Annotated in this window: 28 protein-coding genes; all 28 read left to right on the top strand. The window is 44.2% G+C overall.

Annotation, left to right across the window (positions count from 1 at the left end):
• Positions 1 to 101: 101 nt before the first annotated feature.
• Positions 102 to 683, top strand: coding sequence for a helix-turn-helix domain-containing protein (locus D2V05_RS16345; RefSeq protein ID WP_036385881.1), 582 nt, complete (start codon positions 102 to 104; stop codon positions 681 to 683).
• A 108-nt stretch (positions 684 to 791) separates the two neighbouring features.
• The gene (locus tag D2V05_RS16340) at positions 792 to 1,166 is read left to right on the top strand and encodes a c-type cytochrome (RefSeq protein WP_226789941.1); all 375 of its coding nucleotides are present in this window, start codon (positions 792 to 794) and stop codon (positions 1,164 to 1,166) included.
• Positions 1,163 to 2,320, top strand: a complete 1,158-nt coding sequence (locus D2V05_RS16335; RefSeq protein ID WP_036385884.1) for a hypothetical protein — start codon at positions 1,163 to 1,165, stop codon at positions 2,318 to 2,320. The genes D2V05_RS16340 and D2V05_RS16335 overlap by 4 nt, the downstream gene beginning before the upstream one ends.
• Positions 2,321 to 2,340: 20 nt before the next feature.
• The gene (locus D2V05_RS16330) at positions 2,341 to 2,658 is read left to right on the top strand and encodes a hypothetical protein (RefSeq protein ID WP_147378303.1); all 318 of its coding nucleotides are present in this window, start codon (positions 2,341 to 2,343) and stop codon (positions 2,656 to 2,658) included.
• Between the two features lie 24 nt (positions 2,659 to 2,682).
• On the top strand, positions 2,683 to 3,195 hold the full coding sequence (locus tag D2V05_RS16325; RefSeq protein ID WP_119648631.1) for a hypothetical protein: 513 nt from the start codon (positions 2,683 to 2,685) through the stop codon (positions 3,193 to 3,195).
• Between the two features lie 30 nt (positions 3,196 to 3,225).
• Positions 3,226 to 3,489, top strand: coding sequence for a hypothetical protein (locus tag D2V05_RS16320; protein WP_081894146.1), 264 nt, complete (start codon positions 3,226 to 3,228; stop codon positions 3,487 to 3,489).
• A gap of 14 nt (positions 3,490 to 3,503) precedes the next feature.
• Positions 3,504 to 3,719 carry a heavy-metal-associated domain-containing protein gene (locus D2V05_RS16315; protein ID WP_036385886.1) on the top strand — a complete coding sequence of 72 codons (216 nt, stop codon included), beginning with the start codon at positions 3,504 to 3,506 and terminating at the stop codon, positions 3,717 to 3,719.
• 27 nt (positions 3,720 to 3,746) lie between these two features.
• On the top strand, positions 3,747 to 3,965 hold the full coding sequence (locus D2V05_RS16310) for an SHOCT domain-containing protein (RefSeq protein ID WP_036385889.1): 219 nt from the start codon (positions 3,747 to 3,749) through the stop codon (positions 3,963 to 3,965).
• Positions 3,966 to 4,004: 39 nt separating this feature from the next.
• A complete protein-coding gene (locus D2V05_RS16305) occupies positions 4,005 to 4,220 on the top strand; it encodes an SHOCT domain-containing protein (RefSeq protein WP_036385890.1) in 216 nt (71 codons plus the stop codon).
• Positions 4,221 to 4,259: 39 nt separating this feature from the next.
• Positions 4,260 to 4,706: a hypothetical protein gene (locus tag D2V05_RS16300; RefSeq protein WP_036385892.1), complete on the top strand. Its 447-nt coding sequence runs from the start codon at positions 4,260 to 4,262 to the stop codon at positions 4,704 to 4,706.
• 74 nt (positions 4,707 to 4,780) lie between these two features.
• Positions 4,781 to 5,056, top strand: coding sequence for a DUF5676 family membrane protein (locus tag D2V05_RS16295; RefSeq protein WP_036378938.1), 276 nt, complete (start codon positions 4,781 to 4,783; stop codon positions 5,054 to 5,056).
• 146 nt (positions 5,057 to 5,202) lie between these two features.
• Complete coding sequence (locus tag D2V05_RS16290; RefSeq protein WP_051947114.1) at positions 5,203 to 5,997, top strand: AlbA family DNA-binding domain-containing protein; 795 nt, start codon at positions 5,203 to 5,205, stop codon at positions 5,995 to 5,997.
• A gap of 4 nt (positions 5,998 to 6,001) precedes the next feature.
• Entirely contained in the window at positions 6,002 to 6,715 is a 714-nt protein-coding gene (locus D2V05_RS16285) for a lycopene cyclase domain-containing protein (protein ID WP_036378939.1), read from the top strand.
• Between the two features lie 28 nt (positions 6,716 to 6,743).
• Positions 6,744 to 7,202 (top strand): universal stress protein, encoded by a 459-nt coding sequence (locus D2V05_RS16280; RefSeq protein ID WP_036378941.1) that lies wholly within the window; start codon positions 6,744 to 6,746, stop codon positions 7,200 to 7,202.
• A gap of 119 nt (positions 7,203 to 7,321) precedes the next feature.
• Positions 7,322 to 8,686, top strand: a complete 1,365-nt coding sequence (locus D2V05_RS16275; RefSeq protein WP_051947539.1) for an NAD(P)/FAD-dependent oxidoreductase — start codon at positions 7,322 to 7,324, stop codon at positions 8,684 to 8,686.
• Between the two features lie 22 nt (positions 8,687 to 8,708).
• Positions 8,709 to 10,019: a Na+/H+ antiporter NhaA gene (gene nhaA / locus D2V05_RS16270; RefSeq protein WP_231562577.1), complete on the top strand. Its 1,311-nt coding sequence runs from the start codon at positions 8,709 to 8,711 to the stop codon at positions 10,017 to 10,019.
• Entirely contained in the window at positions 10,016 to 11,029 is a 1,014-nt protein-coding gene (locus D2V05_RS16265; protein WP_036378943.1) for a type II glyceraldehyde-3-phosphate dehydrogenase, read from the top strand. Before nhaA ends, D2V05_RS16265 begins: the two co-directional genes overlap by 4 nt.
• 9 nt (positions 11,030 to 11,038) lie before the next feature.
• Positions 11,039 to 12,100: a class I fructose-bisphosphate aldolase gene (locus D2V05_RS16260; protein ID WP_036378945.1), complete on the top strand. Its 1,062-nt coding sequence runs from the start codon at positions 11,039 to 11,041 to the stop codon at positions 12,098 to 12,100.
• 16 nt (positions 12,101 to 12,116) lie between these two features.
• Positions 12,117 to 13,487 carry a dicarboxylate/amino acid:cation symporter gene (locus D2V05_RS16255; protein ID WP_036378947.1) on the top strand — a complete coding sequence of 457 codons (1,371 nt, stop codon included), beginning with the start codon at positions 12,117 to 12,119 and terminating at the stop codon, positions 13,485 to 13,487.
• Positions 13,488 to 13,494: 7 nt separating this feature from the next.
• Positions 13,495 to 15,189 (top strand): alpha-amylase family glycosyl hydrolase, encoded by a 1,695-nt coding sequence (locus tag D2V05_RS16250; RefSeq protein ID WP_220473567.1) that lies wholly within the window; start codon positions 13,495 to 13,497, stop codon positions 15,187 to 15,189.
• 43 nt (positions 15,190 to 15,232) lie between these two features.
• Complete coding sequence (locus D2V05_RS16245; RefSeq protein WP_235855480.1) at positions 15,233 to 16,129, top strand: alpha/beta fold hydrolase; 897 nt, start codon at positions 15,233 to 15,235, stop codon at positions 16,127 to 16,129.
• Positions 16,130 to 16,172: 43 nt separating this feature from the next.
• Entirely contained in the window at positions 16,173 to 18,713 is a 2,541-nt protein-coding gene (glgP, locus tag D2V05_RS16240; RefSeq protein ID WP_036385906.1) for an alpha-glucan family phosphorylase, read from the top strand.
• A 24-nt stretch (positions 18,714 to 18,737) separates the two neighbouring features.
• Positions 18,738 to 18,959: a hypothetical protein gene (locus D2V05_RS16235; protein ID WP_036378951.1), complete on the top strand. Its 222-nt coding sequence runs from the start codon at positions 18,738 to 18,740 to the stop codon at positions 18,957 to 18,959.
• Positions 18,960 to 18,973: 14 nt separating this feature from the next.
• A complete protein-coding gene (locus D2V05_RS16230; RefSeq protein ID WP_051947116.1) occupies positions 18,974 to 20,272 on the top strand; it encodes an acetate/propionate family kinase in 1,299 nt (432 codons plus the stop codon).
• Between the two features lie 126 nt (positions 20,273 to 20,398).
• Positions 20,399 to 21,367, top strand: coding sequence for a 6-phosphofructokinase (locus tag D2V05_RS16225; protein WP_036385910.1), 969 nt, complete (start codon positions 20,399 to 20,401; stop codon positions 21,365 to 21,367).
• A gap of 7 nt (positions 21,368 to 21,374) precedes the next feature.
• Positions 21,375 to 23,732, top strand: coding sequence for a hypothetical protein (locus D2V05_RS16220; protein ID WP_147378302.1), 2,358 nt, complete (start codon positions 21,375 to 21,377; stop codon positions 23,730 to 23,732).
• Complete coding sequence (locus D2V05_RS16215) at positions 23,729 to 24,811, top strand: site-2 protease family protein (protein WP_036378954.1); 1,083 nt, start codon at positions 23,729 to 23,731, stop codon at positions 24,809 to 24,811. The genes D2V05_RS16220 and D2V05_RS16215 overlap by 4 nt, the downstream gene beginning before the upstream one ends.
• The coding region (locus tag D2V05_RS16210) for an MgtC/SapB family protein (protein ID WP_235855466.1) at positions 24,811 to 25,134 on the top strand (324 nt) is incomplete at its 3' end. The genes D2V05_RS16215 and D2V05_RS16210, both read left to right, overlap by 1 nt.

Here is a 25,134-nt window from a genome sequence, read left to right as displayed (position 1 = left end):
CCTTTTTTGTCGTGTGCTATCTCCACGACGGCATATCCTGATCGATTCTCCTATCGGGTTTTGACCCGATATTATTTACGCTTAACAATAACTCAGACACCATGGATTCCAAAAAGGAATACTGGATAAAGCATATGGTCTGTAGGCGATGCCTCAAGGTCATAAGACAAGAATTGCATGACCTGGGCATTGAGGTTCTATCCCTTGAACTGGGGAAACTTACGGTAAATGCCCCGGAAATAGGGATTGCCGAAGTTGACCAAAAAGTCGTGGACGTCCTACATTCCAATGGCTTTGAAATAGCCAAAAGCGAAGAGGAAATGATCGTTGAGAAAATCAAGATAGGCTTGATTTCCTTAGTGACCAACGTCCCGATTAACCACAAAGGGAACACCTCGGACTACCTTGTCGATTTATTGCATCGCGATTACAAAGTACTGAGCAAGGTTTTTTCCAGAAATGAAAACATCACGATCGAAAAGTACTTTATCAAGCTCAAGATCGAAAAGGTAAAGGAGCTTATCCAACTGGGACAATATTCATTTTCCGATATCGCCTATATGCTCGATTACAGCAGCGTCAACCATTTGTCCGCACAGTTCAAGGAAATTATGGGGATGAGCATGACGGATTACAAAAACGGACAAATGTGGCAAAGGGATTTTCTTGACGAAATAATATAAAAATCCAGGAATATTATGAAGATGGCCTGTCAGGTCAAACAGTAGTTTTAACGCAACAACCTAACAAATAATAAAATGAAACTTACACAAAAAAAATCAATACCCATAATGCTAACGTTCCTAATGACCCTTTTGGCCCTACAGGCGACCAGAGCACAGACCCAATGGGAAGCCCCGGCCAGTGCGGACAATTTGAACAATCCCTTAAAAAATGATGCCACGGCGACAGAAAGCGGCAAACGGACCTTCAGAATGCTCTGTGTGATCTGCCACGGGGCCAAGGGTAAGGGAGACGGCATGGGCGGAGCCGGATTGACCCCAAAACCCACCGACTTGACCAGTGCCAAGGTACAGTCCCAATCGGACGGTGCCCTATTCTGGAAATTGACCAACGGTAAGCCCCCTATGGCTTCCTATGAAACCGCACTTCCCGAAAACAAGAGATGGGAATTGATCAACTATATCAGAACCTTGAAAAAATGAAAAAACTACTAATGACCCTAATTATCTTAGGGTTGGGATCTTCGGCTTTGGCCCAGACCTACAACACCTTTGAACCCAGTAAGACGCAGTTCATGCTGCGTGGTTACGGACACACCGGATTTGAATATTTGGATACCGGTGGTGAACAAGAATCCACCTTTCTAGGGGCCACATTCGCCCCTATATTCCTCTACAAGCATTCCGACAAGCTCATGTTCGAGGCCGAACTGGAGTTTGAGCTCGAAGGAAATGAATTGAAAACGGGACTGGAATATGCCGATGTGATGTATGTGCTCAACAAGCACATGACCGTAAGGGCCGGTAAATTCCTGCTTCCCTTTGGAACCTTTATGGAGCGTTTGCACCCTGCATGGATCAACCGACTTCCAAGCAGACCCCTTGGATTTGGTCACGACGGAATTGCACCGGCCTCCGATATCGGCGTCGAACTCAGGGGGGCATTCGATCTGGGCGGTCCCAAACTGAACTATGCGGTTTATGTGACCAACGGTCCGCGCATCAAAGATGGAAGTGAGGAGCCTGAAGAAGCGGGTATGCTGGATTTCGGTTATTATGAAGATGTGAACCTGGCCAAGGCCTTGGGTGGCAGGATCGGCCTACTCCCGCTCTCGGATTCATCCATGGAATGGGGGATTTCCGCCTATACCACCAACAGTACCGGTGCAGAGGACTCCGATTACAAGGATGTGGGTGCCTTTCTTTGGGCGCTGGATCTTTCCTATGTAAAATCGATCACCCCCTTACAAGGGGTTGTGGACATCAAGGCCCAGTACAACAGTTCCAATGTGGATACCGCCACCTACTATGAAATCGAAGATGGGATTTCCGAACCTTACTCCTTTGACAACCAAAGCAGCTCCTTTTATACACAATTGAGCTATCGCCCCATCATGTCGGGAAGCGACTTTATGAAACAACTTGAATTTGTGGGTCGATATTCCGATTTCAACGCACCTGAGGGAGCGGAGTGGGAAGAGAAGTCAACGCAGTACGCTTTTGGTTTGAACTATTGGCTGAGTTGGCGTTCCGTGGTCAAATTCAGCTATCAAACCACCAAGATGGAAGGTGGTCATGACAGTGATGGCACGACCCGTACCAATGGATTGTTTGTGCATTGGGCCATTGGATTTTAAAATCAAAAAAAGAAAGTGAAATGAAAACAACAACGAATTTTAAAGCAGCAATAATCCTGTCCGTCATGGCATCGATCATGGTCGCCTGCTCCTCCAATAAAAAACCCATTGCGACGGATACCGCGACCGAGGTGGCGGGGAGTGAAGTGGATTTCAAAATTGAAAAATCCGGGGCGCAGCTCTGGGGCGAGGTGTGCAACCGATGTCATATTGCCCCTTCACCCGCGGATTACAACGATACCGATTGGGAAACCATAAGCCTGCACATGCGGGTTAGGGCCAATCTGACGGAAGAGGAGATCACCAAAATCGAATCCTTTCTGAAATCAGCCAATTGACGATTAATCCTTAATTCATATACAATGAGAAATTTAGTAATTATTTTTTCTGTGATAGGGCTTTTGTCCTTGAACGGTTGCAAACAATCAACCGATGTACAAACCTTGCTTCAAAACGAGGAAACCAGAAGCGAGATCCTTAAAGATCTGGTACAAAACCATGATTATATGATGGAATTCATGGAACAGATGCAAGGGAGCGACCATGCCATGCAAATGATGCAGGGAAACAAAAAAATGATGGGCACCATGATGAAGGGACAAGGCATGCAAATGATGATGGGCGACAGCACCATAATGAACCAAATGATGGGCAACAGACAAATGATGCATTCCATGATGAACGGAATGATAAAGGATGGCGAGATGATGGGCGAAATGATACAAATGATGCAAGACAAAGGGATGATGAGCAATGATTGTATGGAGTCGTGCATGAATATGATGAAGGAAAAGGGAATGGATATGGAAGGAATGGGAATGATGGATGATGGTACAATGAAATCAAAAGGAGATGACCATTCTGAGCACCATTAACACATAATAGGTAACGAAAAAATAAAAATCATGAAAGGACATTGGATTTGGATGGTCATCGGTTGTGGTCTCCCGCTATTGTTGATTTTTTTTGCGCCTGCATTTGGCATTACAGGGTACAATGGGCTTTTTTCCTTTATCATCGTGATGTTTTTGATACACCTTTTCATACCTCACGGTGGTCACGGGCATGGTGATCATGGAAAATCTGATAACAGTAAATACCATGATCATGACAAAGAGCAAGATTCCACTGAGACCCAAGAAGATCACCGGGGGCATCGGCACCATTAAAATATACTTTCGAAATGAAGTACAGATATCAAATTAACGGAATAAGCTGCGGTGGCTGTATCACAAGAATCAAGAAGACCTTGGAAGAACATCCTGAAGTAGAGCAAGTAGAAGTTTTTTTACAGCCTATGGGCGCAACCATTGTAACAATGAACAAGAAGCTTACGGTAGAAGAACTGCAAGGGCAACTCAACAAACTTGAGGGCTATACCATAGCAGAGATTAGTTAAAATCATAAAAACCTTCAAATTAAAAATATGTTTTACAAAGATGGATTTTTTTGGGGCATGCACCTGATCTGGTGGGCCATTTGGATTGTGGCATTGGGCTGGATTTTCTTTGCCCCAACCAGTTCCTCCTATGAAGAGATTGAGGGAGATGACCCACTAATGTTGCTCAAAATCCGCTTCGCGAAGGGCGAGATTTCCAAAGAAGAATACGAGCAATCTAAGAAACTTTTACAATCGGACAAATAGTCCGAAAACAAGTAATGTATAACCTTTAAAACTAAAACTATGCATTTTTTCGACGGACATTGGGGCGGCATGCACGTCATCTGGTGGGTCATATGGTTGATCCTCTTGATATGGATATTCTTGGTGCCATATGACATCCCTTACAGAAAATCAAAGAAGGAAGACCCACTTTCAGTTCTAAAAAAGCGCTTCGCCAATGGCGAAATCTCTAAGGAGGAATATGAAGAATCAAAAAAGATCTTGAAATCAAATTAAGGAATGTAGGGCAAATATTAATTACTAAAAAAAGTCAAAATGAAGATAAAAGTTTATAAGACAGGCATAATGGTATTGGCTACTTTACTCATTTCGGCCTGCTCACAAAAACAGGGTAGTTCTGTAAAGGATATGCTCGAGGACCACTCTCAGCAAGAAGAGGTATTGTCCGCACTTGTCGAAAATCACGATCTGGGCAAAAAATACATTGCCAACATGATGGATAACGACCATGCCATGGGAATGATGGTGGACGAACTCGTAAAAGCAGCAGCAAAGGATACCATACTAGCGAACAAATTGAGCGATATGATTACTAGATATCCTGACCTTATGCTACTGACCACCCACCATTTTATGCCGGTCATTGCTTCGGACAGCCTTTTGACCGATTCTTTTTGTGATCACACGTTAGAACACGAGGATCTCGCCAAGGCCATGCACAATAAAATGGAATACAAAAAGAGCCTTGAGCGCAACCATTGACTCCAACTTTGGTTTTTGCACATGAACAAACTCATAAATGAATAATAACAACAATAAACATTAAAACAAGAATCATGAATCGTATCAATGTAAAAAAATTCGGTTTTGCCATGGGGCTGACCGCTGCAATCCTCTACGCCGGCTGCATGATTGTTTTGGCGACAGCAGGACAAGAAGGAAGCATAACCTTTTTCAACAGCCTGCTGCACGGCTTGGACACTACCAGTATAATACGGGTAGACGTGCCAATTTGGGAGGCACTTATTGGCATTGTCCAGACATTTATCATTGCTTGGCTCACAGGTGCCCTGATTGCAGCATTTTACAACACACAGATTAAGAGTAGATAATCTGAACAAAAGATCGGAGAGACTTTTTAGGAACCGGTGTCGCATCGACCACAGGCAATTTGTTGGCGGAAAGTGCCAAAGAACTGAGCAATTGACAATAGAATCCCGGAATTGAACCTAGAGTACAACCATATAAAGTAGAATAAGTGAATAGTACTGCAAGAAATATCAAAACAATTTTCACCCAAACGGCAATATGGGGGGGCATTTTCTATTTCCTTGTCCATCCTTTTACCATGGTGCTCTATTGGTTTGAATTTAGCAATACACCATTTTCATTTTCCCTGTTTTGGGACGTCTTAAAGTCGCAGTTTTTAGAATCTTTCACATTTGATATGAGAGGGATGAGCGTCTCGCTTACAATCCTTGGCATTTTCCTAGGGATAGTTTCCGGTCTATTTTTCATAACCCTCAGGCGAAAGAACAAGCTTATAGGCACACAACAGCAGTTGTTACTGCGTGATTTAGAAGAATTGATAGAGGCGGGTGAGAATGAACGGGTAGAATTCAAGTCATCTATTCGTTACGATTATTTTAGGAAAACCACGAACCGCGAACTGGAACTAGTCATTGCCAAGACCATCACTGGTTTTATGAATGCAAAAGGTGGAAAATTGATCATTGGCGTTGACGATGATGGCAACATTGTGGGCCTTGAAAAAGATTTCAAGACCCTAAAGCACAAGAACAAAGATGGATATGAGCGTGAAATTTTCAGGATAATTTCAACACAGTTAGGTCACGAGGCTTGTTTTAGCAATCACATTTCATTTTACAAATTAAATGGTGAAGATGTGTGCGTAATAGCTGTCGAACCTTCTAAAAAACCAATCTATGTCAGCGATACCGAAAATACAACCTTTTATGTCAGAACGGGGAATGCCACCTACCCCTTGACGGTCAAGGAAGCGGTTGATTATTTAGAAACCAGAAAATTATAATCTTATGCAATACGTTTGGTTTATATGGTCCCTTATCATACTGGCCCTTTGGGGCGTGGTCTATCTTTTGAAGAAGGATTCCCGTAAAGAAATGTTGAGGATGAGTTGGATAACCATGCCCTTTGGGCTAACCGAGCCGCTGTTCGTTCCCGAATATTGGCACCCGCCATCGCTCTTCGATTTGGCGATAAAGACCGGGTTCGATATTGAAAGCATCATTTTCTCTTTTGCCATCGGGGGTATTGGCACCGTACTTTACAATCTTATTTTCAAGCGAAGGTATGTTAAAATACCGCATACCGAGCGTAACCATTATAGACATAGGTTGCATCTATATATCCTTTTCGTACCGGCGGTCGTGTTTTTGATATTGGCCCTTTTCACTCCCATGAACCATATTTACTGTGGAATATTGGCCATGTTCTTGGGTGGAATGGCCACGTTATACTGCCGCCCAGACCTTAAGACCAAAATCTGGATAAGTGGATTTCTGTTCACGGCATTGTACTTTGTTTATTTTGGAAGTATTCTCCCGTTTTACCCCGACTACGTAACATTGTTTTGGAATCTGGAAAACCTGAGTGATATTCTAGTGGCCGGCATACCAATCGAAGAGCTTTTGTTCGCTTTCACTTTTGGCATGTATTGGTCAGGCCTCTATGAGCATTTGTATTGGAGAAAATTAATCAACCCAATTGTTTTGAATCAAAATTTTTAAGTTAAGTCTATAAATAAAAACGAAGAAGATGAAAGTATTACTCGCAATTGACGGCTCTGAATTCAGCAAAGATGCCATCGATGAACTAGCGGCAATGTCGCTGCCAAAATTAGTTAAAATACATGTTCTAAATGTTTATGAAAATCCAATGTTAACTGTACCAGGGGCTTTCCCCTTAAGTGGTATCGGCCATTATAAAGAAGAAGCCATGTCAAATGCGAAAAAATCGGCTGAAACCATCGTTAACAATGCTGCAAAGTCGTTAAAACAAAAGAACGGCAAGTTGTCGATAACGACCAATATTGTAGAAGGGTTTCCCAAAAATGCAATCTTGGAAAAGGCAACTGATTTGGAGGTGGATCTTATCGTATTGGGATCACAAGGCCATGGCGCATTCTCGCGCTTTTTGCTTGGTTCGGTCGCCCAATCCATTGCCATGCACGCGCATTGTTCTGTTTTGATTGTCAGAAAAAAACATCAAAAATAAAATATGGCCACTTACAATGTGACAGGATAAATTTTGTCCGTAGAAAAATAAAAAAGCAGATCATGGGAAATCAGAATACCTGCATATCAAAGAACAATACCGATGCCAACTGTGAAGTGATGGAGTCTGTTTGTTTGCCCAAAACATTTTTGCCGCGTATAGTGGTTGTGGGTGGTGGCTTTGCAGGGCTGGCCCTGGTAGAAGGCCTTAAAAACAAGGAGGTACAGGTCGTGCTGATAGACCGTAACAACTTCCATCAATTTCAGCCCTTGTTCTATCAAGTGGCCACCAGCGGTCTTGAACCGGACAGTATCGTATTTCCCTTCAGAAAACAGTTCAAGGGCTATGGTAATGTGAGCTTTAGGTTTGCCGAAGTGACGCAAATCGAACCCGCTTCCAACACAGTTGTAACAGACAAAGGCAAGCTCACCTACGATTATCTGGTCTTGGCCACCGGAACCAAGACCAATTTCTTCGGCATGAAAGAGGTGGAACAAAACAGTCTTGGTATGAAAGACATCAAGGACTCGCTAAACATACGTCATATGATGTTGCAAAACTTGGAGCAGGCAGCCATAACCTGTGATGATGAAGAACGCGATGCGCTGACCAATTTTGTGATTGTGGGCGGTGGCCCGGCCGGTGTCGAAATGGCAGGTGCCTTGGCGGAATTCTGTAAGTACATCCTTCCAAAAGACTATCCCGAGTATCCGAATAGCATAATGAACATCTACCTGATCGAAGCATCGGACGAACTATTAGCCTCAATGTCCAACAAAGCCTCGACAAAAACACTTCGGTATCTAAAAAATCTAAATGTGCAAGTGTTGTTGAACGAGGCCGTGAGCGGTTACGACGGTAATGTGGTATCTACCAAAAGTGGAAGGAAAATCATGGCGAAAAACCTGATTTGGACGGCAGGTGTAACAGGCCAGGTTCCAGCGGGCATCAATCAAAAACATATAATTAATGGGAACCGTCTAAAAACGGATACCCATCTAAAAGTGGAAGGCATGGATAATGTTTTTGCCATTGGGGACATTGCCGGGGTAATCACCGACGAGACCCCTAAGGGCCATCCACAGGTAGCCCAAACCGCCATTCAACAGGGCGGTCATTTGGCCAAAGTGCTATTGAACACCGTTCAATCAATGCCTTCCAAACCATTTAGGTATAAAGATAAAGGTTCATTGGCCACAGTTGGTAAAAGAAAAGCGGTCGCTGATTTAGGAAAGCTCCACTTCGGCGGGTATGCTGCCTGGCTTTTATGGTCCGTGGTTCACTTGCTTTCCATCAGCGGGTTTCGAAACAAATTTTTGGTGGGCTTCAATTGGGCCATCAGTTATTTTACCTACGAAAAAAGCAACCGGGTAATCATAAGAAGTTTCAAACGTGATGCTTATATGAAAGCCTCCTTAAAATATAGTTCCAATAATGAATGGGAAAAGGATGTAAATCCCAAAAAATCCAGCATTGATGCCTAGCCATTATTCAAATAACAGTATTATGAAATTCTTCGGCAGCTCGATCAAAAGACTGCACAACTATGGCATTGTGCTCTTTATCACTGTTGTTATTGCTATGGTGTGGGCCAACTCGCCATGGAAGGGATATTATGTCGGCCTAATGCAAACCGAATTTGCCTTTAGTGTGGGTACATTTCAGCTATCTGAGTCGCTACTGTTATGGATCAACGATGGCTTAATGGCACTATTTTTTATGCAAGTCGGTCTAGAGCTGAAACGTGAAATAATCGGTGGTAAACTGTCGTCCCCAAAGGATGCAATACTGCCCATCGGTGCAGCAATAGGTGGTATGGTGCTCCCTGCCCTTATTTATTTTATGTTCAACAACTCGGGCGAGGCTTCCAATGGTTGGGGCATTCCCATGGCCACGGATATTGCATTTTCATTAGGGGTTCTGGCCCTTGTCGGAAAAAGACTTCCTTCGACCTTGAGGGTTTTTCTTATTACACTGGCTATTGTGGATGATCTAGGTGGTGTCTTGGTCATTGCCCTCTTTTATACCTCAGGTATCTCGCAGATGGATCTACTCCATGGACTATTGTTCTTCGCGGCTTTGATAATTGGTAATTATGCGGGAGTAAGAAGCACATGGTTCTATGCCATTATTGGCATCGGTGGTGTTTGGTTGACCTTCTTTTTTTCAGGGGTACATCCAACCATTGCCGGGATTCTGACCGCATTTGCCATTCCTGGTAGGGTAAAAATTAAGGAGACTACCTTTTTAGAGCGTTTAGACCGTTTACATAAGAGATTTCAAGAAACCAAGTCCATAAAGGGGACGCTTATCTCAAAAACGCAATTGGAGATATTGGAGGATATAAAGACTGCAAGTTCCGAGGCCGAAACTCCACTCCAAAAATTGGAAAGGACTTTAAACCCAATAGTGGGCTTTGTAATTCTTCCCTTGTTCGCTTTGGCAAATGCAGGAATACATCTTCATGGAGATTTGCTGAAAGTACTATCCAGCCCGGTTAGCTTGGGGATTGGTCTAGGTCTCATTTTTGGCAAGTTTATCGGTATTACTGCTTTTTCAAGACTACTCGTTGCATTTAAACTCGCCAAGCTTCCGGAAAACGTGAATTGGAAAATGATTTATGGTATAGGTTTTCTTGGCGGTATCGGTTTTACCATGTCGTTGTTTATAACCGAACTGGCTTTTACGGACGAGTCCCTAATATTTACGGCCAAGGTAAGCATCCTATTCGCTTCATTGACAGCGGGGGTAATGGGTGCTCTATTATTATACAGAAACAGAAAACAATTAAGAACAGTTAAACATAAAAGAACATGAAAAACATTGCAGTAGTAGGATACGGAGTTATCGGGAAAAGAGTGGCCGATGCCATTAATGTACAAGATGATATGAGCCTTATTGGGGTTTGTGATGTCATCAGCGATTGGCGCATACAAAATGCGGTGCGAAAAGGGTATGCAGTTTATGCGGCCACACCCGAAGCCGAAAAAGAAATGAAAGCAGCCAATATTGCCATTGAAGGAAGTATGCAAGACATTTTAGAAAAAGTAGATCTTGTAGTGGACTGTACGCCAAAGAACATCGCCGCGAAAAATGTGGAAATATACAAAGGGCAAGGGATCAAGTTTATCGTACAGGGAGGTGAAAAACACAAGACCACAGGCCACTCCTTTAGTGCCGAGAACAATTATAGCACTGCGGTAAATCTAGATGCTACCCGGGTGGTTTCCTGTAACACCACATCTATCTTAAGGACATTGACCGCTTTAAAAAAGGCAGATCTATTGGATTATGCACGGGGAACATTATTAAGAAGGGCGACCGACCCATGGGAAAGCCACTTGGGCGGCATCATGAACACCATGGTGCCGGAAAAGGACATCCCGAGCCATCAAGGTCCCGACGCGCAAAGTGTCGATCCGGATTTGGATGTCATTACTTCTGCGGTCAAAGTTCCCGAGACTTTGAGCCATATGCATTACTGGAACGTTAAGCTACGAAAAAAAGCCTCAAAGGAAGAGGTGTTGAACGCCCTCAAAACCTCAAGTAGAATCAAGTTCATTCACTATGATCAAGGCTTGGTCTCCAACAATACCATCAAAGAAATGTTTTTGGATATGGGTAGGCCTTGGGGCGATATGTACGAGGTGGCCCTATGGGAAGACATGCTCAAGGTTGTGGGCGATGAACTTTTTTATGCCTACGTGGTCGATAACCAAGCGATTGTAATCCCTGAGACCATTGATGCCATTCGGGCCCTCACGGGTATTGAGACCGATGCACACAGATCCATCGAAAAAACCAATGCAAGTTTAGGAATCGGATAAAATTTCATTATGAAAACTTATGATAACATAGTCGCGCATTTAGGGGACAAAGCATCTTTCTATTTAGATCATGTAAGCCAGAAGGTCACCAAAGATGAACTGCAGTTGCCCGATAAGAATATTGTGGACAACGTATTCGTCAATAGTAATCGAAATCAACAAGTACTCCGAAGCCTTTCGCAATTATATGGCCATGGTAATCTGGGAGGTACGGGGTATCTCAGCATTTTACCGGTAGATCAGGGAATCGAGCACAGTGCCTTATTTTCTTTTTACAAGAACCCCGATTATTTTGATCCCGAGAACATTGTAAAGCTCGCCATCGAAGCCGGTTGCAACGGTGTGGCCTCCACTTTTGGGGTGTTGGGCCTTTGTTCTCGGAAATATGCGCATAAAGTCCCCTTCATTGTCAAGATAAACCACAATGAATTATTGTCCTATCCCAACACTTATGACCAGAACCTGTTCGGAAAAGTCAGGGAAGCGTGGAACATGGGCGCGGTTGCAATCGGGGCTACCATTTATTTTGGGTCCCAGGAAAGCAATCGACAGATAAGGGAGATTGCGGAAGCCTTTGCCGAGGCCCATAGCCTTGGTATGGCCACAATTTTGTGGTGCTACACCCGCAACGATGCTTTCAAAACAGACAAAGAGGACTATCACACCGCCGCGGATTTAACGGGTCAGGCCAACCATTTAGGGGTAACGATACAGGCCGATATCATCAAACAGAAGTTGCCCACGACCAATTTTGGTTTCAAGAACCTGAAATTCGGCAAGTTTGATGATGCCATGTACGAAACACTGACCACGGAGCACCCCATAGATCTATGCCGGTTGCAGGTGGCCAATTGCTACATGGGCAAAATAGGTTTGATAAACTCAGGTGGCGGTTCACAAGGCGAGTCAGATATGTCGGATGCGGTCAGAACTGCGGTCATCAACAAAAGGGCAGGCGGAGCAGGATTGATCTTAGGGAGAAAGGCCTTTCAAAGACCTTTTAAGGACGGTGTGGAATTATTGCATGCCGTGCAGGGCGTTTACCTTGAAGAAAGAATAACAATAGCATAAGTCATCTGATAAAAGAATGCTGGATACGGAAATAAAATCATTAAAATCATTAAACCACTACCTACAAAGGTTGGTTGAGAACCGGCTTTGGCTCAAAGTTATCATTGCTTTGTTTCTTGGTGTTGGAGTAGGCCTGTTGTTAAGTCCCCAAAACGGTTGGATCACCAAAAGCACCGCCGATGTTCTGGGGAATTGGCTGGCCCTGCCGGGCATGCTCTTTTTGAAATTGGTCCAGATGATCATGATACCACTGATTGTGGCCTCCATCATCACCGGCATAGCGAGTAACGACAAGGAAAATCTGAAAAGATTGGGCGGGGGCGTACTCTTATATTTTATATCGACAACGATTATATCGGTAACCATAGGTACGGTTCTGGCCTTGATCTTTAGACCGGGAAAGTTTCTCCACCAACAGGCGGAAGTCGATCATGCAAATGCTTTGGCCAATACGGACGAAAGTACGGAACTGTCGTTTGGAATAAACGATATACCGAATGTCATTACCGATCTACTGCCTGAAAACCCATTGGCCTCGATGGTCAGTGGTGAAATGTTGAGCATTGTGATTTTTACCATTATAATCGGGGTTGCCGTATTGTCGCTGCCTGACGATTTGCTCAAACCTGTCAAGCTGCTCTTGGGTGCCGTACAGGAAATCTGCATGACCGTGGTCAAATGGGCCATGTTGTTGGTACCCATCGCAGTATTTGGTTTAATGGCGCAACTTACATCCAGTGTTGGTCTAAACTCCCTTTCAGGTTTGGGCTTTTATGTGCTCGTGGTACTGATAGGGTTATTCCTTTTGGTCGGTGTTTACCTGTTATTGGTAAGTCTATTGGGCCAGAGCAATCCGTTTAAATTTTTGAAAAAGATCACGGATGTTCAACTATTGGCATTCTCGACCACGAGTTCTGCCGCAGTAATGCCCCTTTCCTTAAAAACAGCGGAAGAAGAGCTCAAAGTGAACGGCTCCATCAGCAATTTCATTATTCCGATAGGGGCTACCGTGAACATGGATGGAACAGCACTTTACCAAACCATAACGACTTTGTTCATCGCTCAGGCTTATGGCCTTGAAATGGGCCTTCTGAATATTATTGTTGTCGTGGTCACCATAGTTGCCGCCTCCATCGGCACCCCTGCCATACCCGGTGGCGGTGTGGTGATTTTGGCTTCCGTTTTGTCAAGTGCCGGAATACCGGCTGAAGGCATTATCATAATTATAGGGGTGGAGCGCTTGCTCGGCATGTTCAGAACTGCGGTCAATGTTACCGGTGACCTAACGGCCTGTATGGTTTTCAACCGTTTTTATGGAGCAAGATCACAAGAAAGCAAAGAGGTAGATATAACTACAAATACACCATATTCCAATGTGAATGTTTAAAAACGAGATGATGTTAAAATCAATTGAGGAAATAGAACTTTCACCACGCCCAGACAAGAAATATTGGGTAAACTGCCATAGGGAATGGCGTGAGGAGATCATTTACTTTCTTATGGTTGACCGGTTTCATGATAGCAATGCACGGCACTCAAAGAATTTCGATATCCGGCACCCTGGTTTCGGGAATGAAGATCAATTGCGAAAGCCCTTTGGCGGTACTCTTAAGGGGATCATCAACAACATTGACTATATCAAAAACTTGGGCTGTACGGCCATCTGGCTAAGCCCCGTGTTTGAAAACAATCCAGAGTCCTACCATGGCTATGCCATTCAGAATTATATGGATGTGGACAAACGCTTGGGCACAAAGAAAGACTTGGAAAAACTCGTTGACAAGGCACACGGGCTTGATATACGGGTCTTTTTGGATATCGTTCTGCATCATTCTGGCGATAATTGGTCCTATCCCTTTGATTACAGCTATTATTATTTCAAAGGAGAGCGTTTTCCGTTGGGTGATTGGCGAGAAAAGGACAGACCGATACCCCTTGAACTGAGAAATCCCGAAATGTATAACCGTAAAGGGCAGATCAAGAATTTCGATGCGTATCCCGAGACCCAGGAAGGCGACTTCTTTACCTTAAAAACATTTCGGAACGATGGTTCCCCCGCCAGTGAAGACTTACAGGAGCTACTGGCCAAAATCCATTGTTACTGGATACGTGAGGTGGATGTTGATGGTTTTCGTTTGGATGCTGTCAAACATATGAAAGGGCAGGATACCAGCCGTTTTTGTTCGAGGATTCGGGAATATGCTTACTCTTTGGGCAAAAGAAACTTTTTCCTGTTCGGTGAAATTATCGGCAACGATGAAATGAGCAATCCCTATATAGGCCCTAAAGTACTGCCTGAAGACCGTAACATCTATTATGGGCTTGATTCTATCTTAGATCACCCCCTGCACAGTGTCCTGGCGGAAGTGATAAAGGGCAATTCATCACCGAACCTATTGATACGGCGCTATGAAGAACTGCGAAAGAATGCCCTTCACCGTGGCGAGTATGGCGAATTTCTGGTGACCTATATCGACGACCACGACCAGGTTGGGATGGATTTTAAGCACCGCTTTGGCCACAATGCCGCTCCCGAGCAAATTGTTGCGGGCATGGGCTTTCTCATTTGTGCCCTTGGCGCTCCATGTATTTATTACGGTACCGAACAAGGTTTTGAGGGCAACGGTACTGATGATCGGTATATCAGGGAGGGCATGTTCAATCCCGATGATAAGGAGACCAACGTATTGAACCAAGGGTCATGGCTATTCAAGAGAATTTCGTTCTTGGCACATCTTAGGCAAAGGGAAGCCATTCTAAAATTCGGTAGAATGTATTTTAGGGAAACTTCAGAAAATGGGCTCGATTTTCGGTTTCCAGATTGTGAACAATGTCTTTTGGCATTTTCAAGGATCCTTTATCAGGGCGAGATACTTGTCGTCTATAATTCTTCTCCAAAGAATACCAAAGAAGGATACGTAACCATAGATAACGCTATCAACAAAGAAAATCTTCTAATGGAATGTATCTATGGGAACAAGAAAAAAGTCAAAATCGAAAAAAACACAGCTTTAGAAACCGATCGCCTTTTCATCAAGGTAAAACTAAGACCCATGGAGTTTTTGATCTTCAAGAACAATTGGGTGTAAGAAAAAACGAGGTCGGGTTCGACATAGGATAATGAAACATGCAATGATGAAAATAGCGAAAAAGACCTTTTGGGCAGTATTGGCGATTGTGGCACTCATCATGTCGGTAGCGGGATACCAATACCTTACGGTCGCCGTAGCTCCTGAATATGATCCAGAAACCATGCCCTTGAACTATGAAATAGTGGGTTCGGGAGATAAAAACATGGTCTTGATCCATGGTCTGGCAGGTTCAAAAAACTATTGGAAAAGGGGTTTAGAACAAATTACCGGAACGCATAGACTTCTTTTGGTCGATTTGTTGGGCTTTGGCGACTCTCCCAAGCCCCAAAGCGAATATACCCTCGAAATTCAACTTACGGCCCTTGAAAAGGTCATCTCGGCAGAGGGGTTTGACAAAGGAGGGAGCCTTATTGTCGGTCATTCCATGGGAGCCATAATATCGCTGGCATTATTCGAAAAACATCCTAACTGGTTTAAGGGAGCGACCGTAATCGGCTTTCCCGTCTTTGAAAGCAGGGATCAATTTTTGGAACAGATGCCCGATGGTTCTTATTTTGATACGCTCGCCGTAGGCCGATATGGAAAATTGTTCTGTATGCTACACCCCTTATACATTGTTAAATGGTTCAAGCCCGAAAATCTGACCGATGACGTTTTTAAGGACTCAAAAAAACATACTTGGCAGAGCTATTACAATTCGTTGAACGAAGTAATTCTCAACACAAATTTATTTGTACTTGCCAAAAACATACGTGACCGGAAGATCCTCTTTATCCAAGGCACAGTCGATAAATTGGCACCCTACGTAAATGTAGAGAATTTTGCAAGTCTATTTACCAAGAGTAAGTTAATGCGTGTGGAGAATGGTGACCACCAACTCTTTCTAAAAGAGCCCTTTAAGGTTTGGAAAGCGATAAGCGATTTTTTTGATCATTAACCGCAATGAACAATATTGGAAGAAATGTAAGGACAAAATGAAAATGAAAGAACAAAAAAATCATATTGATCAACTCTACGGATTGATACACACTGATGTCGAGGGAATCGATGACCTTTTGGAACTTGCCCTGAACATTCGCTGGTCATGGAACCATGCCTCGGATAAACTATGGCAACAATTAGACCCCGAACTTTGGAAACTTACCCAAAATCCATGGGTAATCTTGCAGACCGTTTCACGCGACCGGCTTGAGGGGCATTTGAACGATCCAGAATTCCGGGCGAAAATCAAAAGCCTTTTGAATGAGAACGAAAAAGCACTATCGGCCCCGAACTGGTTTCAACAAAACTATGCCAAGACCCAGCTTAAGTGTGTTGCCTATTTCAGCATGGAGTATATGCTGAGCGAGGCACTGCCCATTTATGCAGGCGGCCTGGGCAACGTGGCCGGAGATCAGTTGAAATCGGCAAGTGACCTGGGCGTACCGGTCGTGGCCGTGGGGCTACTCTATGCCAAAGGGTATTTCCGTCAGGAAATCGACAAATTTGGCTCACAAAATGCCTTGTTCCCGCACAATGACCCAGGGCAATTGCCCGTTACGCCCTTACGCCTACCCAACGGGGAGTGGCTTCGCATAAAGGTATCGTTGCCCGGTCACCCGCTATGGCTAAGGACATGGCAGGTACAGGTAGGAAGGTCAAAGCTATATCTATTGGATAGCAACGATGCCGCCAATTTGCCCCTCCATCGTGGTATTACCGACGAGCTATATGGAGGTGGCCCCGACCATCGCATAAAACAAGAGATTGTTCTGGGTATCGGGGGCTACAAATTACTTAAGGCCCTGAATATCCAGCCAGAAGTGTGCCATATGAACGAAGGCCATGCAGCCTTTCTCGTGCTGGAACGTGCCAGCGATTTTATGAAGATGAATGGAACTTCTTTTGAACGGGCACTTGCCGTTACCCGGGCAGGCAACCTGTTTACCACCCATACAGCGGTTGCTGCCGGTTTTGATCATTTCAGTCCAATGCTAATGGAACAGTTTCTTGGCCAATACGCCAAAAACGAATTGGGTATCGATTTCAATGACCTGATGGCCTTGGGCAGGGCAGATTCCAATAATCATTGGGAGAGCTTCAACATGGCCTATCTGGCCATTCGCGGTAGCGGTGCGGTGAACGGCGTCAGTCGTTTACACGGCGAGGTTAGCAGAAATCTTTTTCGAAATCTCTTTAAGCGATGGCCGATACAAGAAATACCTGTTGGCCATGTCACCAACGGGGTTCATATGCCCTCTTGGGATTCTGAATATGCGGACAAGGTATGGACAGCAGCCTGCGGAAAAGATCGCTGGCGGGGCGAACTCGATGACCATTCGGCACATATTTCTAAGCTATCCGACGGAAAACTTTGGGAGTTTAGGAACCAATCCAGAAATCGTCTTGTCGATTTTATAAGGGAAAGGTTTGAGAGACAGGCAATAGTCTCGGGCCTACCATCTGAAGTGGTCGAAATCGCCGACCAAGTTCTTGACCCGGACACATTGACCTTGGGCTTTGCCCGCCGGTTTGTGCCTTACAAAAGACCGGATCTCTTATTGTACGATCCCGAACGTTTGGTCCGAATTCTGACCAATTCGGAACATCCGTTACAATTGGTTTTGGCCGGCAAAGCGCCCCCATTTGATGAAGCGGGAAAAGGGTTGATACAAAAGTGGGCGCAGTTCATCCAACAACATAATTTGTACAGGCATGTCCTTTTTCTAAGTGATTATGACATGCTGTTGACGGAAAATTTGGTCCAGGGCGTTGATGTATGGCTCAATACCCCGAGACGGCCCTGGGAAGCCAGTGGTACCAGTGGCATGAAAGTACTTGTAAACGGTGGCCTCAACTTATCGGAACTGGACGGTTGGTGGGCCGAGGCATTCACCCCAGAAGTGGGCTGGGCATTGGGTGATGGACAAGAACATGGTGATGACCCTGCTTTGGATGCTGCCGAGGCGATAGCTTTATATGAAATTCTGGAGCAACAAATAGTACCCGAATTTTATTCACGTAACAAAAAAGGCATCCCTGAACAGTGGGTAGGGAGAATGCGAAAAAGTATGGCGACCCTAACGCCCCGTTTTTCGACCAATCGAACGGTAAGGGAGTACACAGAACAATTTTATCTGCCTGCAGCAGAAAAATACAAGAGGCGTGCGGCAAAAAAGGGAGCTGCTGGAAAAAGGATTTTAGACACGCAAAACGAACTTATGAAAAGATGGGATACCATAAAATTCGGAAAAGTTCAGATTGAAAGTGAGCGCCATAAACATCATGTTAGAGCACCCATTTGGCTGAATGGTATTGACCCCAAGCATATTCAGGTAGAACTTTTCGCAGAAGGTGTTAACGGCAAAACGCCCGAAAGAAACACGATGAAATTTGATTGGATGGGCGAAGAAGGGGAACATAACTTTTACGCACAGGTAATTACTGACCGGCCAATTGATCACTACACGGTTCGTATTGCACCGAACTACGAAGGTGTATCCGTACCGTTGGAGAATAACTTGATATTATGGCAGCATTAAATCAAATTTCAAATAATCGGACAAATGAAAACACTGGAATATCACGAAACCATATTAAAAAAAGTCAGCTTCGACAAGAGGTTGTTGAGGATGGAACTGAAAAAGGCGGTCCGCAATACCACGTCTTTCGAACAGCCGGCCCTTCTTGAATGGTGCGGAGAGCACCTTGGCGAGGAATACAAAAAGATGGCCGCCGAATTTATGGAAAACAAGAGCTGTGCTTTTGAAGATAACGATAACCAATAAAATCACAAGTTAAAATGTACCTGCAAAACCCACTCCTTTTAACAATCAGTGCCGGACCATCAAATATTAGGTTCACAATGTATGAAATGGCAGAAAATCCCGTGAAGGAACTTTTTGGTGATATTCGTCACCTCGGATCCGGCAAAGAGGTTTTCAGGGTTACCCATGTTAAAGGCAATGAAAGGGAAAATTCACGGATATACGCTCCTGGCTTTTATCAAGCGACCGTTTTTTTAATAGGTTGGCTAAAAAACCAACCCGGCTTCGATCGTATTGGTTACATAGGACACAAGATAACATATGGATTGAACTATCCTGGGCCGAAAGTAATCGATACCGCCCTATTGAACGAACTGAAACAGATTGCCGACTATAATATTCCTAACTGTCTTTCAACTGAGATTGAGATTGTTGAAACGTTCACAATGCGATTTCCGGCATTACAGCAGGTAGCTTTTTTTGATACCAGTTTTCTGGTGAACCTGCCCAAGGCTGCCAAGATACCCCCTTTCATTCCAAGGCATTTTGAACGGGCACGCACGCACGGGCATGGCTTTCATGGGCAATCGTTTTCCCATATCATGATGGAACTTAAAAAAAGGATAGGTATTCAAAAAGCCGATGGAAGGCTCATTCTTGCACATCTTGGCAAAGAGGCCAGTATAACTGCCGTCAAGGAGGGCAAGAGCATAGATGCCGGCATGGGGTTTACACCACTGGGGGGGTTCGTCATGGGTACAAGAAGCGGAGATTTAGATCTTGGCGATTTTGCGCATTTACTGAAAAAAGAACGGATGGGGTCAAAACAGCCCAACAGCTTAACAGATGATGAGGGCGGTTCGCCAAAAATCTCCGAAACAAGTACGAATATGCTTGATTTACTTTTAAAAGAAGATGTTGACCGAAGGGCAGCGGAAGCTGTAACTTCCTTCTGCTATCAAGTAAGAAAGTGGATCGGGGCGTTTACCGCTGTCTTGGGCGGTTTGGATGTGCTGGTTTTCTCGGGTGACATCGGTGAAAATTCCCCAATAATACGATCCAGGATTTGTCAAGGACTTGACTTTTTAGGTATTGGGCTCGATGAGGGACAAAACAGAAAAAATTCATCTAAAATCTCTAAAGAGCAAAGTAAAGTGCTGGTCATGGTAATTCATGCCGATGAAGAATTGGTTATTGCAGAGAGCTTGGCCAATCAATATTTTAAAGATAAAAGTTATGATAAAGTAATTTCACCCCAAAAGAGGGGAGGGCAAAAAAGGCCAAGGGTTTCCACTCGAAAAAATATTGACAAATTCACCATATGGGATGGGTAAAAAGAATATTCCGGTTTCCCTGTTCCGGTCCGGTGCTAAATATCCGTTTGTCAGAACGAAGCGTTGAAAACCGGGCTGGGTGATTTTCTTGTAATATACCTGTAAAAAATTATGAAGAATAAGAGTATGAAGACTATTAAACACATAGGCGTATTCACATCTGGGGGCGATTCCCCGGGAATGAACGCCGCCTTGCACGGGGTGGCCAAAACGGCTGAGATGAACAACCTAAGGCTCAGCGGTTTTAAAAAAGGTTACGAAGGCCTAATCGACGGTGACCTAGTACAGTTGGATTCCAGTCAACTGAAAAAGAACGTTCACAGAGGCGGCACATTGTTGAAAACAGCAAGGAGCAAGCGGTTTTTGACGCTGGAGGGAAGACAACGAGCTATGCAAATTCTTGAAACGAACAAGGTCGATGCCCTGATTGCTATTGGTGGTGATGGCACCTTCAAAGGGCTATTGGCATTTTCAGAAATCTGTGACCTGCCGTTCTTGGGCATTCCCGGCACCATCGATAATGATCTGGCAGGTACCGATTTTACACTCGGTTTCGATTCTGCAGTGAACACCGCAATTGAAAACATTGATAAGATCAGGGATACGGCGGAGTCCCATAATCGAATATTTCTGATAGAGGTAATGGGCAGGGACTGCGGGTATATTGCCATCCATTCCGGATTGGGTACGGGTGCAGATGCCATTTTGATACCTGAAAGTGGGCATGACTTTACTCAATTGTTGGAAAAGGCGGGAAGCTACGATCGTGAAGAGGCCTTTGTTGTGATTGTTTCAGAAGGGGATGAACTAGGGGTCGAGCCGGCAGCCAAAAAGATAAAGGAAATAAACCCTGAAGTGGACTTGCGCATTGCCAAACTGGGCCATGTACAACGCGGTGGAAACGCCTCGGCATTTGATCGAATGTTGGGCATACGGCTCGGCACTGCTGCCGTAGAGGCACTTTTACATGGAAGAAAGAATGTCATGGCGGGAATCTTGAACAACCAACTGAGCCTTACCCCGTTTGACCAAGTGGTAAAGGAACATCAAGTGAACGATGAACTGCGGAGTCTCTTGAAAATTTTCGGAAGCTAAAATTACAATGAAAAGAGCGTCGACCAACATAGCGATTATTTTCTTGCTGACTGCGGCTACCATAGTCTTCGAGATAAGTCTGTCAAGACTGTTCTCGTACCTTCTTAGTTTTCATTTCGTCCTCATTATCATTGCATTTTCCATACTGGGTTTGGGTATTGGCCAGATCACGTATGCCAAATATTCCAAGATGATTAATCATTCATGGCTTTGGTGGATGGCACTACCGTCCGTCACGATGTTTCTCAGTTTTGCCCTTTTGCTCAGCCTTTCACAACTGGGCGTTTCGTCGTCCACTGATTTTGGCCTGCCCATTTTTATATTCTTGTCAACTATTCCGTTCATGGCCATCGGAATAGTCTATGCCCATATTTTTGAAACGGATAATCGGCACTTGTCAACCTTATATGCCTTAGACCTTATAGGGGCGGCCACAGGTGCACTCACCTCCGTTTTTTTGCTCAACACGTTTGGCTTGGCACAGGTGGTGGCGATTGCTATAGGGTTACTGCTGCTGGCCCTGGTAGTAGCCTTGATAGCACACAAGAACCGTTATTCAAAAATACTGGCCCCCTTAGTGCTTGGCGTTATTTTTCTAATGGGATTTGCAAAAGATGCCCTGAACTTCACTATACCCGTTGCCAAAGACCCGTCCAAGGATTTGTACCGATTGATGGCCAACCCCGCTTTTAAAAGCGAAAAAATCGAAAGCCGCTGGAGTGCTTTTGGTCAGACGGATCTTGTAAAGTTCACATATCCTGATGGTACCGTGTCCAAATCAATGTTTATAGATGCTGCTGCGGGAACCAAAGTTATCGATATCGATGAACTTGCAAAGGATACTGTTAAAATGAGAAAAGTATTATCCGGATTTCCGGCCGTATTTGCTTTGAACTTTTTAAGCGAAAAGGAAAAGGATTCGGTGCTGATAATAGGTCCCGGTGGTGGAATAGATATTGCCACAACATACTTCATGGGCTTTAAATATATCGAGGCAGCAGAGGTCAACCCTTCCTTTGTAGCATTGATGGAAAAATACAATCCCTCTACCTTCCTCGATAAGGAGAACATAAAGGTACATGTGAACGAAGGAAGAAATTTCATAATTGAGAACAAGGGAAAATTTGATGCCATCATATTGACCATTCCGGTGACCAAAAGTTCAAGGGGCACCGATTTTTATGGACTTACCGAGAACTATCTGTTCACCATGGAGGCACTTGCCGATTATTTGGATGGTTTAACGGAAGACGGGGCCATCTATTTTACGATGCACGGAAGGCAGGAGGTATATAAAATGTTGGCGAACTTTTTGGAGCTCCAGGATCGGATGGGGGTCAATCAAATAGAGGCGTTAAAAAAGGTGTATATCTATTCCGACGAAATGAACCCTGTATTGGTCATTAAAAAGAACCCTTTTGAACAAAAAACAATGGAGGAGGCACATAATACCGCACACTATTATGGATTGGACAAGGAGCCGTTTTATTTTCCGTATATCAGACAGGAAAGTTTGGACACCATCGTGCAGAACGTAAACTATCAATGGTTCATGTTCGACAAACTGTTGTACGATATCTCCAACGGATCTTATGCGTATGATGAACTTTGGAAAGCCGCTTCCATAAACTTGAGTCCGGTTTCCGATGATTCCCCCTATTTTTTTAATTACAACAATGGCCTACCCGATGCCATGACCACCCCTTTATGGCTTGGTCTGTTCATCATCGGGTGGTTCATTTTCAATCATATGAACGGATGGAAATCGGTCTCTTTTTCAGAAAGCACCTCTTTATATATACGAAGAAAATTTAGGGCCTGGGCACTCGTTTCCTTTTTGTTGGGGTTCTCATATATCCTCGTACAGGGATATCTTTTTCAGGTACTCAACTTAAAACTTTCCAATCCATCACAGTCTTTTTCATTGCTGCTTTTTACATTTTTGTTGGGCAATGGCTTGGGCAGCCTTGTGACGGGGGCTTTCAAAAAAAATCTTTCCCGAAAGCTCATCACATACACGGTCTTGGTTATTTTGGTTTCCTTACTAACCGTTTACGTACTGCTCCCTATATGGTATAAACAACTATCTGAATTCTGGATCGCCCTATTTTTGCTGCTTCCGTCTTTCTTTATAGGAATCCCTTTTCCGGTATTGCTGAAAAAGGCCTCCTCCCTGAAAGAGAAGAAAAGCATTCCCTATTTATTGGGTATATCAAGCGTGGCAGGCGTTGCCGCCTCGATCTTTGCCGTTGTCATTTCCATCCTTTACGGTTATAGATTTGTATTCCTTCTTGCCCTGTTAGGATACGGTTTGGTGATAGTGCTGGCGTACAGATCAAAAACCCTTAAAATACAGAACACATGAAAAAATGGTCCCTCTTTATTGGAAGCTATGCGGGCATCAAGGTCTTCGTCCACTGGACGTTTTGGATCATTGTCGGATGGATATTCATGATGCATTTTGAAATGGGCCATGGTTGGACAGAAGGCATAAAGGGAGCATTTTTCATCATCGTTCTCTTTGCCTGCGTTGTCCTACACGAATTTGGCCATGCGCTCGCGGCCAAAAAATATAATATCCCAACGCGTGATATTACGCTCTATCCCATTGGTGGCGTCGCCAGTCTCAATAGAATGCCGGATAAACCTGCCCAGGAACTGGTGGTGGCACTGGCCGGCCCTGTAGTAAATATTGTGATTGCCGGGACCCTTTTTGTTCTTCTCTACGTTAACGATGAACTGTTGCCAATTTCGAAAATAGACCACATGAGCGGTGAAGATTTCTGGTTTAACATCATGGCTGCGAATTTGATCCTAGCGGTCTTTAATTTGATACCAGCTTTTCCAATGGACGGTGGAAGAGTGTTGAGGGCACTATTGGCATTCAGGTTAGATAAGCTGAAAGCAACGACCATTGCCGCACGGGTAGGCCAGTTTTTAGCCATAGTATTCGTTTTTCTTGGTTTTTTCTCTAATTTCTGGTTGGTTTTTATTGGCCTGTTCATCTATCTAGGTGCCGGAGTCGAGCAAATGCACGAAAGTGGCAAATCTGCTCTGGTCGGATTTACCGTAAAGGATGTTTTGATTGCACAATATACCTGTTTATCGCCCACGGAAACCTTGGGAAACCTGGTGCAGATATTGCAAAGTACCCAAGAAGAGGTTTTTTTGGTCACAGAAAATAATCATGTGCATGGCGTGCTGACACGAAAGGACCTGATCAAGGGGCTTTCCTCATATGGCAATGATTCCTATGTATCCGATCTTATGAGAAAAGATTTTGTAACAGTAGACACAAATATGCCCCTACAGCAGGTGTACGAAAAGCTCATGTCTAACAATTCCCAGTTTGCCACGGTCTTGGATGACGGGCAGCTGAAAGGAATTGTGACCCTGAAAGGAATTAATGAAATGATAATAGTTACAAGGGAAAGAAAAAAATAATGCAAACACATCAAAACATAAGTGAGCTATTAAGCCCCTACATTCTGGGGGTACTCCTAAGCACGGGTATAGGTCTTATCCTTGGACTGGAAAGGGAATATGACAAGCTAAAGGATGAGCAGGGGTTTGCCGGTATTCGAACATTTCCGATAACGGCCATAATCGGTTTTATGTTGGGCAGTTTGAACGAGACTTATACCTCTTGGCTTGTCATTGTTAGTTTGGCGACCATTATTTTGTTCTTTGCCATCAGCCATTTGTCCATTGTGCAGAAACATTCCATGACCGGTAATACCACAAATCTCGCTTTGATTGCCACATTT

Origin of the sequence: Flagellimonas pelagia (assembly GCF_003584135.1) — a bacterium.
Taxonomy (GTDB): Bacteria; Bacteroidota; Bacteroidia; order Flavobacteriales; family Flavobacteriaceae; genus Flagellimonas; species Flagellimonas pelagia.
Note: the sequence above shows the minus strand (reverse complement) of the source record. Positions and strands in the feature narration are given on the sequence as shown.

Coding starts and splice junctions, on each gene's coding strand:
- D2V05_RS16300 (WP_036385892.1), top strand. CDS start 4,260: ATGAAGATAAAAGTTTATAAGACAGGCATAATGGTATTGGCTACTTTA.
- D2V05_RS16255 (WP_036378947.1), top strand. CDS start 12,117: ATGCTGGATACGGAAATAAAATCATTAAAATCATTAAACCACTACCTA.
- D2V05_RS16235 (WP_036378951.1), top strand. CDS start 18,738: ATGAAAACACTGGAATATCACGAAACCATATTAAAAAAAGTCAGCTTC.
- D2V05_RS16220 (WP_147378302.1), top strand. CDS start 21,375: ATGAAAAGAGCGTCGACCAACATAGCGATTATTTTCTTGCTGACTGCG.
- D2V05_RS16325 (WP_119648631.1), top strand. CDS start 2,683: ATGAGAAATTTAGTAATTATTTTTTCTGTGATAGGGCTTTTGTCCTTG.
- D2V05_RS16315 (WP_036385886.1), top strand. CDS start 3,504: ATGAAGTACAGATATCAAATTAACGGAATAAGCTGCGGTGGCTGTATC.
- nhaA (WP_231562577.1), top strand. CDS start 8,709: ATGAAATTCTTCGGCAGCTCGATCAAAAGACTGCACAACTATGGCATT.
- D2V05_RS16295 (WP_036378938.1), top strand. CDS start 4,781: ATGAATCGTATCAATGTAAAAAAATTCGGTTTTGCCATGGGGCTGACC.
- D2V05_RS16260 (WP_036378945.1), top strand. CDS start 11,039: ATGAAAACTTATGATAACATAGTCGCGCATTTAGGGGACAAAGCATCT.
- D2V05_RS16250 (WP_220473567.1), top strand. CDS start 13,495: ATGATGTTAAAATCAATTGAGGAAATAGAACTTTCACCACGCCCAGAC.
- D2V05_RS16265 (WP_036378943.1), top strand. CDS start 10,016: ATGAAAAACATTGCAGTAGTAGGATACGGAGTTATCGGGAAAAGAGTG.
- D2V05_RS16340 (WP_226789941.1), top strand. CDS start 792: ATGCTAACGTTCCTAATGACCCTTTTGGCCCTACAGGCGACCAGAGCA.
- D2V05_RS16245 (WP_235855480.1), top strand. CDS start 15,233: ATGATGAAAATAGCGAAAAAGACCTTTTGGGCAGTATTGGCGATTGTG.
- glgP (WP_036385906.1), top strand. CDS start 16,173: ATGAAAGAACAAAAAAATCATATTGATCAACTCTACGGATTGATACAC.
- D2V05_RS16310 (WP_036385889.1), top strand. CDS start 3,747: ATGTTTTACAAAGATGGATTTTTTTGGGGCATGCACCTGATCTGGTGG.
- D2V05_RS16320 (WP_081894146.1), top strand. CDS start 3,226: ATGAAAGGACATTGGATTTGGATGGTCATCGGTTGTGGTCTCCCGCTA.
- D2V05_RS16285 (WP_036378939.1), top strand. CDS start 6,002: ATGCAATACGTTTGGTTTATATGGTCCCTTATCATACTGGCCCTTTGG.
- D2V05_RS16230 (WP_051947116.1), top strand. CDS start 18,974: ATGTACCTGCAAAACCCACTCCTTTTAACAATCAGTGCCGGACCATCA.
- D2V05_RS16215 (WP_036378954.1), top strand. CDS start 23,729: ATGAAAAAATGGTCCCTCTTTATTGGAAGCTATGCGGGCATCAAGGTC.
- D2V05_RS16280 (WP_036378941.1), top strand. CDS start 6,744: ATGAAAGTATTACTCGCAATTGACGGCTCTGAATTCAGCAAAGATGCC.
- D2V05_RS16225 (WP_036385910.1), top strand. CDS start 20,399: ATGAAGACTATTAAACACATAGGCGTATTCACATCTGGGGGCGATTCC.
- D2V05_RS16345 (WP_036385881.1), top strand. CDS start 102: ATGGATTCCAAAAAGGAATACTGGATAAAGCATATGGTCTGTAGGCGA.
- D2V05_RS16305 (WP_036385890.1), top strand. CDS start 4,005: ATGCATTTTTTCGACGGACATTGGGGCGGCATGCACGTCATCTGGTGG.
- D2V05_RS16275 (WP_051947539.1), top strand. CDS start 7,322: ATGGAGTCTGTTTGTTTGCCCAAAACATTTTTGCCGCGTATAGTGGTT.
- D2V05_RS16330 (WP_147378303.1), top strand. CDS start 2,341: ATGAAAACAACAACGAATTTTAAAGCAGCAATAATCCTGTCCGTCATG.
- D2V05_RS16335 (WP_036385884.1), top strand. CDS start 1,163: ATGAAAAAACTACTAATGACCCTAATTATCTTAGGGTTGGGATCTTCG.